11 protein-coding genes and 1 pseudogene are annotated in these 13,965 nt (G+C 41.2%); 9 read left to right on the plus strand and 3 right to left on the minus strand.

Annotated elements, in window-relative coordinates:
- The first annotated feature begins 14 nt into the window (after positions 1 to 14).
- Positions 15 to 1,754 carry an ABC-F family ATP-binding cassette domain-containing protein gene (locus tag WFI24_RS00975; protein ID WP_336758069.1) on the plus strand — a complete coding sequence of 580 codons (1,740 nt, stop codon included), beginning with the start codon at positions 15 to 17 and terminating at the stop codon, positions 1,752 to 1,754.
- A 188-nt stretch (positions 1,755 to 1,942) separates the two neighbouring features.
- Here the strand turns inward: WFI24_RS00975 and WFI24_RS00980 are convergent, their stop codons facing one another.
- A complete protein-coding gene (locus WFI24_RS00980; RefSeq protein ID WP_336758071.1) occupies positions 1,943 to 3,040 on the minus strand; it encodes a hypothetical protein in 1,098 nt (365 codons plus the stop codon).
- Between the two features lie 94 nt (positions 3,041 to 3,134).
- Complete coding sequence (locus tag WFI24_RS00985) at positions 3,135 to 4,229, minus strand: hypothetical protein (protein ID WP_336758073.1); 1,095 nt, start codon at positions 4,227 to 4,229, stop codon at positions 3,135 to 3,137.
- 266 nt (positions 4,230 to 4,495) lie between these two features.
- On the opposite strand from WFI24_RS00985, the gene WFI24_RS00990 reads away from it, so the two are divergent.
- The 5 genes and pseudogenes from WFI24_RS00990 to asnA all read left to right on the plus strand — a co-directional run bounded on the left by WFI24_RS00990 (position 4,496) and on the right by asnA (position 8,720).
- On the plus strand, positions 4,496 to 6,100 hold the full coding sequence (locus tag WFI24_RS00990) for an alkaline phosphatase family protein (RefSeq protein WP_336758074.1): 1,605 nt from the start codon (positions 4,496 to 4,498) through the stop codon (positions 6,098 to 6,100).
- A gap of 115 nt (positions 6,101 to 6,215) precedes the next feature.
- Positions 6,216 to 6,446 carry an XRE family transcriptional regulator gene (locus tag WFI24_RS00995; RefSeq protein ID WP_336758076.1) on the plus strand — a complete coding sequence of 77 codons (231 nt, stop codon included), beginning with the start codon at positions 6,216 to 6,218 and terminating at the stop codon, positions 6,444 to 6,446.
- 259 nt (positions 6,447 to 6,705) lie between these two features.
- Positions 6,706 to 6,855, plus strand: a pseudogene (locus tag WFI24_RS01000) (winged helix-turn-helix transcriptional regulator); the annotation flags it as partial.
- An 81-nt stretch (positions 6,856 to 6,936) separates the two neighbouring features.
- On the plus strand, positions 6,937 to 7,572 hold the full coding sequence (locus WFI24_RS01005) for a LysE family transporter (RefSeq protein WP_336758078.1): 636 nt from the start codon (positions 6,937 to 6,939) through the stop codon (positions 7,570 to 7,572).
- Positions 7,573 to 7,706: 134 nt separating this feature from the next.
- On the plus strand, positions 7,707 to 8,720 hold the full coding sequence (asnA, locus tag WFI24_RS01010; RefSeq protein ID WP_336758079.1) for an aspartate--ammonia ligase: 1,014 nt from the start codon (positions 7,707 to 7,709) through the stop codon (positions 8,718 to 8,720).
- A 52-nt stretch (positions 8,721 to 8,772) separates the two neighbouring features.
- Here asnA and WFI24_RS01015 read toward each other — a convergent pair whose 3' ends face one another.
- The gene (locus tag WFI24_RS01015) at positions 8,773 to 10,143 is read right to left on the minus strand and encodes an amino acid permease (protein ID WP_336758080.1); all 1,371 of its coding nucleotides are present in this window, start codon (positions 10,141 to 10,143) and stop codon (positions 8,773 to 8,775) included.
- A 269-nt stretch (positions 10,144 to 10,412) separates the two neighbouring features.
- Between WFI24_RS01015 and WFI24_RS01020 the strand changes: the two genes are divergently transcribed.
- The 3 genes from WFI24_RS01020 (at position 10,413) to WFI24_RS01030 (ending at position 13,899) form a co-directional block, all read left to right on the plus strand.
- Positions 10,413 to 11,360, plus strand: a complete 948-nt coding sequence (locus WFI24_RS01020; protein WP_336758081.1) for an ABC transporter permease — start codon at positions 10,413 to 10,415, stop codon at positions 11,358 to 11,360.
- A gap of 13 nt (positions 11,361 to 11,373) precedes the next feature.
- Positions 11,374 to 12,243: a carbohydrate ABC transporter permease gene (locus WFI24_RS01025; RefSeq protein ID WP_336758083.1), complete on the plus strand. Its 870-nt coding sequence runs from the start codon at positions 11,374 to 11,376 to the stop codon at positions 12,241 to 12,243.
- 69 nt (positions 12,244 to 12,312) lie between these two features.
- Positions 12,313 to 13,899 carry an extracellular solute-binding protein gene (locus tag WFI24_RS01030; RefSeq protein WP_336758084.1) on the plus strand — a complete coding sequence of 529 codons (1,587 nt, stop codon included), beginning with the start codon at positions 12,313 to 12,315 and terminating at the stop codon, positions 13,897 to 13,899.
- Positions 13,900 to 13,965: the final 66 nt, after the last annotated feature.

A 13,965-nucleotide genomic window follows, 5' to 3' on the forward strand; every position in this document is an offset into this window, starting at 1 on the left:
AGAAAGGTAACACTATGATAAAAGTTGAAAACTTATCCTTCTCATTTCCACAAAAGGAACTATATAAAAACATTTCATTTACGTTTGAAGAGGCACAACATTGTGCTTTTATCGGAACAAGCGGAAGTGGAAAAAGTACACTGATTGATATCCTGATGGATCCGGAACGATATTTGTTCGAGGGCAAGTTAGAGATAGACCCCGATTGCAGAATCGGGTATGTGAGTCAGTTTTTGCAAGTAGACAAAACAAAAGAAATGACCGTTTTTGAATATATCGCAGAAGAATTCATCAAGATACAAGATGAAATTACAGCGATTTATGCGGAGATGGCCACCACATCGGATATGGATTCCCTGATGGAAAAGCTTCAATTGGCTTTGGATGCCTTCGAAGCGATGGATGGGGACAATTTCGAAAAAAACATCAATAAACAGTTAAACCTTGCCAACCTCATGAAGCTCAAAGATCTTAGTATATCCGCCATAAGTGGCGGGGAATTCAAACTTATTCAAGTGATGAAGGAAATGCTGAATCGTCCAGACTTCATGATTATGGACGAACCCGATGTATTTCTAGACTTTGAAAACCTGAACGCGCTTAAAAAATTGATTAACTCCCACAAGGGAATGCTGCTGGTCGTTACACACAACCGGTATCTGTTGAATCATTGTTTCAACAAAATCATACACCTAGAAAACACAGAGCTCCAGGAGTTTGACGGGCGATATATCGATTATAACTTCTCACTGCTTCAGTCTAAGATTGAACTGCAAGAAATCGCGGTTGCTGAAGCTGAAGAAATTGAGAGATACGATCACATCATCGACAATCTTAGAGAGATCGCCACATATAATTCGGAAGCCTCGAGAGGCAGAGCGTTAAAAGCCAGAGTCAAGTTTCAAGAAAGATTGGAAGCACGTCGAATAAAAGAACCCTTTGTCGATATCAAACAGCCGAATATCCGTTTTGGGATCGATAAGGAAATGGAAGACACCGTTGTAGTTAACGTCAATAACTATAGCGTTTCCTTTGACGAGTTGCTTTTGGAAAATGTGAACTTTGAAATCAAATCGACAGATAAAGTAGCCCTGATCGGTCCTAACGGTACCGGAAAAACGACTTTACTCCGAGAAATCTTTAAAAATAATCAGGATTCCATTGAAATAGATACCGATGTTAAAGTGGCCTATTTATCTCAGGTTCAAGGCGAAATGTTAAAGGATTCGAATACCATCCTAAATGAATTCATAGATTCCGGGTTTCAAACGTATGATGAAATTAGATCGTATCTTCCAAACTATGGCTTTGAAGGAGAAATCCTTGATCAAAAGATTGAATCGTTATCTGGCGGAGAAAAAAACATGCTTCAATTGGCTAAAGTTTCTGCCAGTCAAGCCAACGTATTGCTCCTGGATGAACCAACAAGCCATTTGGATATCTATACACAAATCGCATTGGAGAAAGCCATTGAAGACTACAAAGGTGCGATTATCATGATTTCTCATGATTTCTATTCGGTTGTAAATGGTATGGATTATGTCTTAATTATTGAGGACAAAACGATTAGTAAAATGAGTATAGAAGAATTCAGACAGATGATTTATGCGAGTCATTTTGATGAAAACTATCTAGAAAATGAACAAAAGAAAAAGTCTGTTGAAATGAAAATTGAATTGGCTTTAAAAGATACTAATTTTGAACTTGCAAAGAGTTTGGTTGATGAGCTAGAAGAGCTGATTAAGTTGCTTTAAAACTAAAGGGCTAAAGTGAATTAGTTCGTTTTCAACGATGAAACCTAATGTTTGTGGAAAAAGTATCAATACAAAAGACACTGATGAATAAAATATCAGTGTCTTTTTACTACATTCATTTCTTGATAGCTCTTGCCGGAGTCAAAGATTTATTTGGGCAAATTCCGCCGTTGTGTCCGTTATATATGTCATGGCAATTCTCGATAAGTCTGTGTGTACTTGATGTAATCAGACTTCACTCGCTCAAAACGGCTGGCTTTCGATGTGTAAATGATAATTACGAAATCCTTTGGAGTATCCAAGAAGGTGTATAATTCACCATTTTTCAATTTAGTAGTATCCGAATAGTTTTCCACCTGAAGCCCTTTTATACCATTAATCTCGACGGCGGCAGGAGCCGGAAGAGGCATTAAGCTATTAGGCTCTATGCTGCTCTTAACCACGGAGGAATAGAATTGAGTTAATGTCGTCCCAAAAGATTTGGGATAGCGCGCAATAATCGCAGATTCATTATCGAAGGTACTATAATAAACAAAGAACTTGAATTTCTGCTCTTTTGAGTATTGTGTTTGTGGATCAACAGCCCAACTGGATGGGAGAGTGATTTGGGAAGAATTATCTAGTGAATGATCTATCAGCTCTACTGGAGATTCATCTCTATAGACTTCTGTAGGTTCATCATGATGTATACGAACATTTTTTGCAGTTTCTTCAAAGAGAGCCCGATCCTCATCTGTCAGCCCTCCGTGTGATTCTAATGAAATAGTGTAAAAATGGTTTTTGCTTTCGAAATAAGCCGAGATATATCCGACTTGACTTGAATCGTAATCCATTTCCGTTTCTTTTAGATAGGAAGTGTAAGCGTCAATGGTTATTTCACTTGTTCGGAGCAATCGTTCATCTTTCTTTGATGAACTGGCTCTAGAATCTGTGATTTCTTGTTGTATTCCAATATAATCTGTGAGGTTAATTTTTGAAGTTAGGTCACTGCGTTTATATCGACTCACATTTAAGGTTTTGCTTCCGTCAGATGAAGCTGCATGAAGCAGTGAGATTGAATTTGGTTCATCTTGTACTCTCCATGCACTAGGTAGCGTGATTTGAATTTCCTTGTGTTTGGAGTAGATGGTTTGATGGATCGGATTCGTTTCTTGAATTTGAATTTCAAGCTCTTGATTTTCAGTAAATGTGTTTTCCACATTTTTTTTATTGGTAGTGCAACCTACAAGTGCTAAAAAGATGCCGGTAACGGAAGCAACTTGCATGATTTTATTGGAGGATATCAATATTTACAACGCTCCTTAAACAACGTATGTATTCCAACATTAATTGTTAGGTATTTTTATTTTATTTGCTAGTACAGGTCAAGTAACCAGGCATTTAAGGGTACTCATGAAAACTCTTGGTATGATTTTGGTAAGCCTTTTTTGTTTGTTCAAAAGTGCTGGCCGGTGCAATAAACTCAATAATTGTAAAATTTTTAGGGTAATCGAATACGGATACCAGATAACCTAGATTACTTTTGCCGACCGTGGCCATAAATTCGTACTGAATCACGTTTCTACCGTCTATCTCTTCCTGACTTGATTTCAATTGCTTAACATCTTTGAAATTTTCCGATATATATTCGATATGGGAATCTGCCATAAAATCAAGAGGTGGAGAAGAGTCACCGAAATCTGATTTTCTATATCTGGCTAGGGTTAAAAGTTCATTACCTGTCGGATCCATGGCTTTAATAGTTGATTCCTTGTTTTGTTTGAATTTTGTAATCCAACTGGAGGGAATCTGAAATTCAACTTCTTTATCAACATCTTTTACCACTTGGGTCGTAGAATGAGAGTCGATACGATCTGAATTCGGTTGATTATCGACGACTTGTAGGGAAGAGATCAATTGATGGAACAGAACCCTATCCTCTTCGGTTAACTCATGTTGAATGATCAAAAGGGCACGATAATAATGATGTTCTTTTTTGAATGAAGCACTTATGTAATTGGTCGCCATACCGCCGTAAGTCATTGATCCTTCGCTCATATAGGATTCTTCTGAATCTATGATCGTTGTCGTATTTGAATCTGTAGCTTCTAGCATAACCTCATTACCAAAAGAGATGCCATTTGGGGCAACTAATGCATACTCTTCCAATGTGATATCAGAAACCACATCATCTTGGCTGTTGCGTTGTATGACAAAATTATAATCCCCTTGTTTATTTACGACGCTTAAGAGAGCTGGTATTTTGTCACTGGTGAAAGTTTTCCAATCTGCCGGTACAGTCACACTAACTTTACGGTCATTGGAAAACAAATTGAGATCTTCCACCTTCTCATTCAATATATTGTTTGTTTCCGATACATTTTCCGCTAGAGGAGCATCACACCCTCCCAAAAGAGCCAGCATCATCACGGTTACAGGCATAATGTAACGAGTTCCTTTTCCTAAAGAGGTTTTGTTAAGATTCAATGATTTCAAATAGCTTCTCTCCCCGATAAATCGTATATAAATAGCAAAACAAAGGGTTATTTTACCATTATAGTATTATTTTTAATATACAACTTTAGCCTTAAATGTTATCAGTATTATGCAAATCATAGTTTCATAACTACGAATATAACTCAACAACACAACATCATAACCTCTTACTAGAGAGGCACTTTGATAGAAATAAACTTGGTAAAAAAAACCTCGAATATCTCCAAGGTTTTCGATGAACAATTTACATAAACGGGGTGAACTGGATGAGAAAAAAAGGGAAACAGATGTTAGCTTCGATCTTATTAATGATCATGCTTATCGGATGCCAAAACTCGAAACCGAAAGAACAGGATTTGATGCGGATAAACTCCACGAATGGAGAAAATGCAAAGAAAGTCATCTTCCTGATGGTGGACTCTTTGATGTATCAAGCGATCGACCAAGGGATCAGTAAACAGGAACTTCCCGCATTTAAATTCCTGATCGAACACGGGCAATATTACAAAAATTTGGTCAGTTCTTTTCCCACGATGTCCGTCACAATCGACAGCTCGCTGATTACTGGTGCGTATTCAGACATTCACCGTGTGCCGGGCCTAACTTGGTATTCTGCAGACAACAAGAAAATGATCAATTACGGAACCGGACCCATGGAAGTGCTAAAACTCGGAGTTAGTCCAGTTATGACTGATGCATTATTCCATTTGAATGAAAGTCATTTGAACAAGGATAATTCCACGATTTATGAGGATTTGGCGCAGCAAGGGTTAAAGTCTGGTTCGATCAACGGGCTGATATACAGAGGGGCGTCCGCTCATAAATTGTCGATACCTGATTGGATGCAAGCTACTACATCCTTACCAAAAGAAATCCATGTTAAAGGGCCAGATTTCCTGTCCCTGGGTGCATTGTCTAATCCGTTTCAAGGTATCAAAAACTTGCCGGATGGCCTAACGAAGCGGATGGGTATCAATAATGATTTTGCTATTGAAGCTGTGAAATATTTGATTCAATCCAATAAACTACCGGATTTTTTGTTTGTCTATTTGCCGGATTTAGACCGGGAGTTACATAAAGAAGGCCCTGCGGGGCTTCATGGGGTCAAAGAGTTAGATCAACAACTTCAATCTGTTTTGGAGTCATTCGGTTCTCCGGAGAAAGCCTTGCAGCATGCCAACTTTATCATTGCAGGGGACAGCGGCATGACCCGTATTCTGCCTGCCGAACAGAATCCGGTCATTGATCTGCCTTCCTTGCTTGGAGATGCCAAAATCTTGCGTCCTGGTGAAGCTGTATCGAAGGACACTGAGATCATTCTTGCCGTCAATGAAACGATGGCCTATGTGTATTCATTAAATGTAGATCGTTCCCTGAGAGATACGGCGAACCTTTTAATGAAAGACCGGCGTATCGATTTCATCTCTTGGAAAGAAAAGGATTGGAATTACGCCATGCAAGGATCAACAGCCAATCAGATCAAATTTAAAGCAGGAGGCAACCTGACAGATCCATATGGCCAATCATGGACAGTCGAACAGGACGAAGAGGTCTTGGATCTAAACTTAAATATGTCTACACACTCCTTAAATTACGATCAGTATCCCGATGTTCTGAAACGATTGTCAAGCGCACTCCGTTCACATCAAGGCGAATTTTTGGTTATCACCGCAAAACCAGGGTATGAATTTACTAGCGGTAGCTCACCAAAGCATAAGGGAGGAGGAGGTCACGGTTCCATCCGTAAAATGGAATCTCTTGTTCCCTTGATTATCAGTGGTACAGATCAAAAGCCTGAGTATTTACGTATGGTCGATTTAAAAGCTTACCTGCTAAACCTTTTGACTAGAAAAAATCAAGGAATACAGTAGGTAAAAAGAGTAGGAGATTCAAATCAATTTGCCTTATGAATGTAAATGCACTGGTCAGTGATGAATAACCAACGTATACGGTTAAATATGATGTTACGATGGAGGTTATTGCTTCTTGAAATTTAAACTAGGACGCTGCTTATTGAATGAACGATTGATTGAAAACGGAAAGTCAGCAGAATGGCTGGCAAAAGAATTACTTTTTAAACCGGAACGCATTTTCGACTTTATTGAAAACAAAAGAGTGATGCCCCTCAAAATTGCCATATCAATCGCCGATTCCATCGGTTGTGATGTTCGTACCTTGTATGAACTAATTCCGGAAGAGGCTAACAGGAAAATGTAACTGGAGCAAGGGATATATGAAAATCAAAGATGTCATTATTGGCTTAGAAAATGCTTATCAATCCTATGAATTGTAGGCCTTGGAGAGGCCGAAGGATTGAATCATTAATCGAAAACTGTCTAGGACAAGAACATTGTCCTATTGAAAGTCGCTATTTTAGCGGCTTTTTTAGTTTATCGTTGCAAGTCGATTGTTACGGATTCAGAACACCTGAAAACGAATTGAAAGTCCGTAATATTATACGAAAACTACAAAAATACTCTTCACCGTGACGCATCCCACACTGACACGGCAATTGCGTGAACTTGAGGAAGATGGACTAGTACACCGAGTAGCTTATGCTGAGATGCCACCTCGTGTTGAATACTCTCTTCTTTTTTATGTCAGTCCTAATAAAAATCCTTTCTAAAAATTTTATTTTGTTATTTTAACTCAATAGGCATCATAAACTGTGAAATAAACTGGACGAGCGAGTAGGAGTGAGGGAGTCTTGAGTGTTCAACTTCTAATCAGTTATATTTTCCTTGGTTTGACGCTTGCTGCTCCTATTGGGCCGGTCAATTCAGCCCGATTGGACAAAGGCCTCAAAAATGGCTTTTGGCATGCCTGGATGGTTGGAGCAGGTTCCATGATTGCCGATGCTACCTTTATGCTGTTGATTTATCTAGGTTTGGTTCAGTTCCTCAACATCCCCATGGTACAAATTCCCCTCTGGCTCGTTGGCGGCTTCATATTAACCTATACTGGAATTGAAAGCATCCTGCAGATCAACAAATTGAAGCTGCATTTGAAGAACAATCAAAAAGATTCCCTCTTTCACTGCTTTATGCTTGGATTTTTCATGTCCCTCACTAGCCCGATGTCCATCATTTTTTGGTTAGGGATCTATGGATCCATTCTGGCCAAAACGGCAGTGTCATTTGGGACAAGTCATTTGCTGATTTACAGCAGCATGATCTTTATTGGACTGACGCTCTGGGATTTGCTGGTTGCGGGTTTAACCACAGGTATGCGTCGTTATCTCAATCAAAAAAGTCTCTCCATCATATCGGTTGTATCCGGTTTATCTCTGGTTGGTTTCGGGGTATATTTTGCTCTTCAAGGGCTACGTGCGTTGCTCTCTTAGAGGATGGGCTTATACCCAAATGCAGCAATGCCGGATTGGGACAACGCGACACAGCGATGATAGGCACATAGACTGCTCTCATCAGTTATGCAGGGAACTGCATGATAATCAAACTGAAGGGACGATGTACTATAATGCTGCGAACGATTGTTGTGCCAACCAAGTACAAACCGATACTAAATCTAAGGGAAACTGCTGAGGCCATACATTTTGCAAAAAAGAAATTTCAGGAACGATTGGAACAGCAGTTAAATCTGATACAGGTACCCTCACCGGTTCTGTTGCAGGAAGGTACAGGAATTAATGATAATCTGAACGGAGTAGAGCGTACCGTTTCTTTCGATGCCTTGGATCTGGATGAGGGGCAGATTGAAGTTGTTCAATCATTGGCCAAGTGGAAACGGATGGCTCTGAAGACGTATGGATTTCAGGTGGGTGAAGGATTATACACTGATATGAATGCAATCAGACGGGATGAATGGATGGATAATCTGCATTCCATCTATGTGGATCAATGGGACTGGGAGAAGGTCATTGCTGAAGATAAACGTAACCTGGCGACTCTGAAGGAAGAAGTACGCAAGATCTATCGTTCAATTCAAGTCACAGAGCAGGAACTCTGCACTCAATACCCATGCCTTGAACCCATTCTGCCCGATCAGATCTTCTTTATTACAACGCAAGAGTTGGAAAACCAATATCCCGATCTTACCCCAAAAGAGCGTGAAAATGAGATTGCTCGCCAGTACGGTGCTGTTTTTATCATGCAGGTAGGTGGGCTGCTGAATTCAGGAAGTGTTCATGATGGCCGCTCTCCGGACTATGATGATTGGACTCTAAACGGAGATATTTTATTATGGTATCCTGTACTGGAGCAGGCTCTCGAAGTCTCATCCATGGGAATCCGTGTCGATGCCGCTGCACTTGAAAAGCAATTGGACCTCAGCCAAGCAAATGAACGGGCTGCTCTTGAATTTCATCAATCTGTCTTAAATGGTGAACTTCCCTTCACGATTGGAGGCGGGATTGGTCAATCCAGACTGTGTATGTTTCTGTTGCGAAAAGCTCATGTTGGTGAGGTGCAGGCTTCGGTGTGGAACCATAGAACGTGGCGGGAATGCGAGGAGGGCAATATTCCTCTGTTATAGATATCGATTGAACAGGAAAGGATATCCCGTCAAGGATATCCTCTTTTTGTTGTTATGTGGAGACCTTATGTTTTTTCCACCATCTTGTCATGATCCAGGTGACCATAGCAATAACAAAAATCATGATTAGACTTACTAAAAAACCCACTCGGATGTCCGGTTTGATTAACGTGCCGCTAACGGCTCCTAATAATAGAATCAATCCTGATATGCCAAGTATCACATCTCGGGTCCGGATGCGAAGTATTTTGAACGCCGCAATAATGATAAAGGACCAGTTATACATCTGTAATATCCCTGCTGCGGTAGTGATGTATTCATAGATCTTCCCCGGAAGCAACAGGGCTGTCACAATAGATGCGCTTAGTCCAACCGCAGCAAGTGCAAGAGAAGGTAGGGGAAGTTGTTTGAATTTCAACTTCACCTTGAATAACTTAGGCGCGTCTCCATCCTTGGACATGGTCACCAAAAGGTTCACAACAGCAAATAACGAAGCACTCATGGCTGAAAAGCCGGCCAAGATGATAGCCCCATTGAATACATGGGGAAAGAAAGCCAAATGATACGACGATAGAGCTGTGACAAATGGGCTTTCCTTTTCATTCATCTTGGTATAGTGCACCATGAATACCGCCATGCCGATGGATAACATGTAAAGGATTGAAAGGCCTGTCAGCATGACCTTTCCAGCTTTGGGGGCATCCTTTTTATCCTGTAACTGAATGGACATGAGCCCAATGGTCTCTACACCGCCATATGCGTAAAACGCATAGAGAAGAGATGACCAAAAGGCAGGGAACTTTCCGGGAAACAGTTCAGCTGCTGAACTTGGCATGCCAGGCCGTCCGTTGCTTCCCCCATGAATCCAGCCAAAGAGTGCAGCTGCAGCCAGCAGAATAAACATGACAATGGCTGCCGTTTTAACCACAGCGAGAACATTCTCAATTTTGTCAAACCACTGTGTCCCGAGCAAGACGACAAAAATGGACAGCACGGCGTAACCAGCCGCGAAAATCCAGAGCGGAACATTTGGAAACCAAAATCGAGAGAGAATGGACAAGGCTGTCAACTGGCTTCCCATAATTAAAATTTTGGTACTCCAATAATTCCACCCGCAACCAAAGCGGGCCCAACGGCCGAAAGCTTTACCGGCATAATAACAGAACGAACCTTCCTGAGGATCCGCTGTGGTCATTTTTGCCAGGAAATGAAACACAATATAGGTACCCAATGCTGCAATCAAAAAGGACAGCACCATGGAAGGTCCGGTCTGCTTGATGCCTATTCCCGAACCAAGAAAGTATCCGGTACCAATCGTACAACCTATGCCAAGCAGGGATAGCTGCCACCATTTTAACTGCCCCTTCTCCTTACCTTCAGATGAAGAGGAGGCATCTTGTGCAGCGCAACTTAAATCCGTCAATATAGGACCACCTCTCCTTCTCAGATAAGGTGGTCCTTTAGAGAATAAAATATGTAACACGCATAGAAAACTTGTGTCATGAGCGAATCTTAGGCAGGAATGCTAATAAAAATTTACCGCTACATAACGGATAGTGAAGACAATTGGGATTTACCATGACGATCCATAACCCAATTACGATAGATCTTATAAGAAATTCGTGAGATTTCAGAATTTTATCCGATAGGAGGATGCTATTATACAACTACAAATAAAGATGAGGTGATGATATGCAAGCGAAATTGACAGCGGACGCCATTCCCCTCTCCAAAAAGCGGAAGTCATGGATAAGGACGATACAAAAGCACAAAGTGATGTATGCTCTTTTATTACCGGCCCTAATATACTTTGCCGTATTCAAATACATTCCTATGGCGGGAATCATGATTGCTTTTAAAAACTACAACCTGGCTTTGGGACTATGGGATAGCCCCTGGGTGGGATTCAAAAATTTTACGGATTTTATGAACGGCGTTTATTTCTGGGACATCATGAGAAATACGATTGTTATATCACTGTATAAGCTATTGTTCGGTTTCTCCGCTCCCATCGTACTTGCTTTACTCCTCAATGAAGTGTATTCACAATGGTTTAAGAAAATTGTACAAACGATCACTTATTTGCCTCATTTTCTGTCCTGGGTCATTGTTTATGGAATTATGGTGGCATTACTAGCCCCAGGGGAAGGTCTCTTTAACATGATTTTAAAGGACGTTGGTATTGAACCCATCTCGTTTCTAACGGAACCTGCCTGGGGCAGATTGCTGATCATTTTATCTGAAGTATGGAAGGATATTGGATGGGGGGCGATATTGTACCTTGCGGCATTAGCAGGAATTGATCCAAGCTTGTATGAAGCGGCTCGAATGGATGGCGCTTCCAAATGGAGACAACTCTGGCATATCACTTTACCCGGCATTCGAGGCGTTATTATTCTGATGCTGATCCTCAAATTAAGCCATATTCTGGATGCGGGCTTTGACCAAATATTCATGTTTGCCAACACCTTTAACCAGGAAAAGATCGACATAATCGACACATGGGTATACCGTGAAGGGTTGGAACGTCTCAAGATTGGTTTGGCTACTGCTGTAGGGTTGTTTAAAGCTGTCATCGGATTTGCTTTAGTGTTGGCAGCGAATAAGCTCGCCAAAAAATTCGATGGGCAAATCTGGTGAGGTGGTCTTTAGAATGATCCATATGACAATCGGGGAAAAAGTCTGGCAAACCGTCGTTTATGTGATTCTTATTTTGTTATCCCTACTGTGCGTGCTGCCCTTCCTATATGTGGTTGCTGTCTCCGTAACACCAGAATCGGAAGTATTAAGAAGAGGGATTGTCATTATACCAGAATCCTTTACCTTTCTGGCCTATAAGGAAGTATTCATTTCTCATGGGATCTGGCAGGCGTATAAAATTACGTTGTTCCGAACGATTGTAGGGACTGCGTTAAATGTATTTTTTACGGTAATCGCGGCCTACCCGCTATCCAAAAAATATTTGCCCGGAAGAAGTCCGTTTTTACTCTTCATTGTGTTTACCATGATGTTCAGTGGGGGGTTAATTCCGACATATTTACTAATCCGCTCTCTGGGATTGTTAAACAGTCCTTGGGTATTGATTATTCCAAATCTCATTAGTGCATTTAATCTGGTGATCATTAAAGGCTTTTTTGAACAATTGCCTGGTGAAATCGAGGAATCAGCGAGAGTAGATGGTGCAAGTGAGCTTCAAACGTTATGGCGGATCATTTTGCCCCTTTCTTTGCCTGTAATTTCTACAATCTCCTTATTTTACGCAGTCGGGCATTGGAACAGTTATTTTGATGCCATTGTTTATATCAATGATACCAATTACATGCCACTTCAAGTTATTTTGCGCAACATCCTGCTTAACGTCGCAACTCAAAGCGCTGATTCGCTCGCCAATTCCGGAGCAGTCAGTACGTTCGCTGTACAAATGGCTACAGTTGTCGTAACTACGGTCCCGATATTGATCGTTTATCCGTTTTTGCAAAAGCATTTTACCAAAGGTGTACTCCTGGGATCCGTTAAAGGTTAAAAGGTGTTCCAAACTAACTAACTTATTACGGGGAAACCGTGATAATATACAAGCAAAGGAGAGGTCAATATGCAGCGTAAGAAGATTTCATTTGCTATTTTGTCGGCAATCTTAGGACTGGGAACGCTTTTGTCAGGATGTGGGGGAAATGAAGAAGTTACATCGACAACTTCGAGTAGTTCGCAAGGCGAGTCTGGCCAGTTTGCAACCAAAATGAAAATCTCAATGTTTAACCAAGGCACTTTTAATGCTGCTGCTCCGGTACCTCCACGTGAAGAAGATATTCAACGCCAAATGTTGGAAGAAGAGATGAACATCGACTTGGATATGATGATTCCTCAAGCGGGTCAAGCAACAACCAAACTGAATACACTCATTGCAGGCGGGGATATTCCAGACTTGATCTTCTTGAAGAGCCGTGCTGATCTCGCGCAATATTACGACCAAGGTGTTCTTGCGGATATGACACCGTATATGGACCAATTCCCTGAACTACAGAAACGGTTTGGCAACGACTCCTGGGAGGCGATGTCCTATCAAGGAAAAACCATTGGAGTTCCAGGCTATGATAATGTAAACGGTATCAGTCGAAGCTTCTTCATCCGCAACGATTGGCTGAAAAAGCTGAATATGGAAGTACCAACGACACCTGACGAGCTGTTCGAAGTTATGAAAGCCTTTACAGAGAAAGACCCGGACGGGAATGGTAAAAACGATACGTACGGATTCATCGGCGGTATGAATAAAGAAGGCAATCTGCAAACTTACGGCTTCGATAGCTTGATGTGGATGTTTGGCGTCAATCCTCCTTCGGCTGTTGAGATAAAAGATAATGAACCAGTATTTCTGTTTATCGATCCCAAAATGAAAGAAGCGCTTGCTTACATTAATAAAATGATGGCAGCCAAGGTGGTTGACCCGGACTGGGTGACGATGAATTCGCCTGATCTGTTGGACCAAAAGATGTTTAAGGGTAAAGTTGGCTTCATGATCAGAGATGCTCGTAGACTGGAGCCGGATTATCAACAGAAAATGAAAGAAATTAGTGGAGAGGTACCGGAATGGATCGTTATCCCTCCGATGAAAGGTCCTTACGGGGATCAAATTGTAGAGAGAAAATCATTCCAGGGCAATTCATGGGCCATATCCGCAAAAGCGGACGAGGACAAAATCATTCGGATCTTGTCCATGCTAAATTATCTCTTTACGGATGAAGAAGCTTATCCAAACTTTGCATACGGAATCAAAGGCATCCATTGGGATGTCGTAGACGGCAAGATCAAGAACAAAACCTCCGAGTTATCAAAAGAAATGAAAGAAAAGTACCTGTGGGTTGATCATTATAGAATGCCACGCCGTGGTGATGATGCAGAGTACTTCAGTTTCCAGAATCCGAAGACAGCGGAAGCTTTCAAGGACAATCAGCAATATGTGGGGCCAACGTTGCCCGGAAATTTATTGACCCCAGACCCTAGCGATACCTTGGATGCTGACCGCACTCGTTTCATTAATGAAAGCTTAGTTAAATTCATGACGGGCAAAGAGCCTCTATCCAACTGGGACAATTTCCTCCAGACGCTGGATACCAAGTTTGACATGCAGAAATATAAGGAAACCGCAATCCAGCAATTTAAAGAAGCCGGCCTTATCAAGTAAAATAAACGAAGAGAGAGTGGCTATTCGTAGCCCCTCTCTTTATTAGCATATGCTATTCTTAGTTTA

This window comes from Paenibacillus sp. USHLN196, from assembly GCF_037144955.1.
In the GTDB taxonomy this organism is placed as follows: Bacteria; Bacillota; Bacilli; order Paenibacillales; family Paenibacillaceae; genus Paenibacillus; species Paenibacillus xylanexedens_C.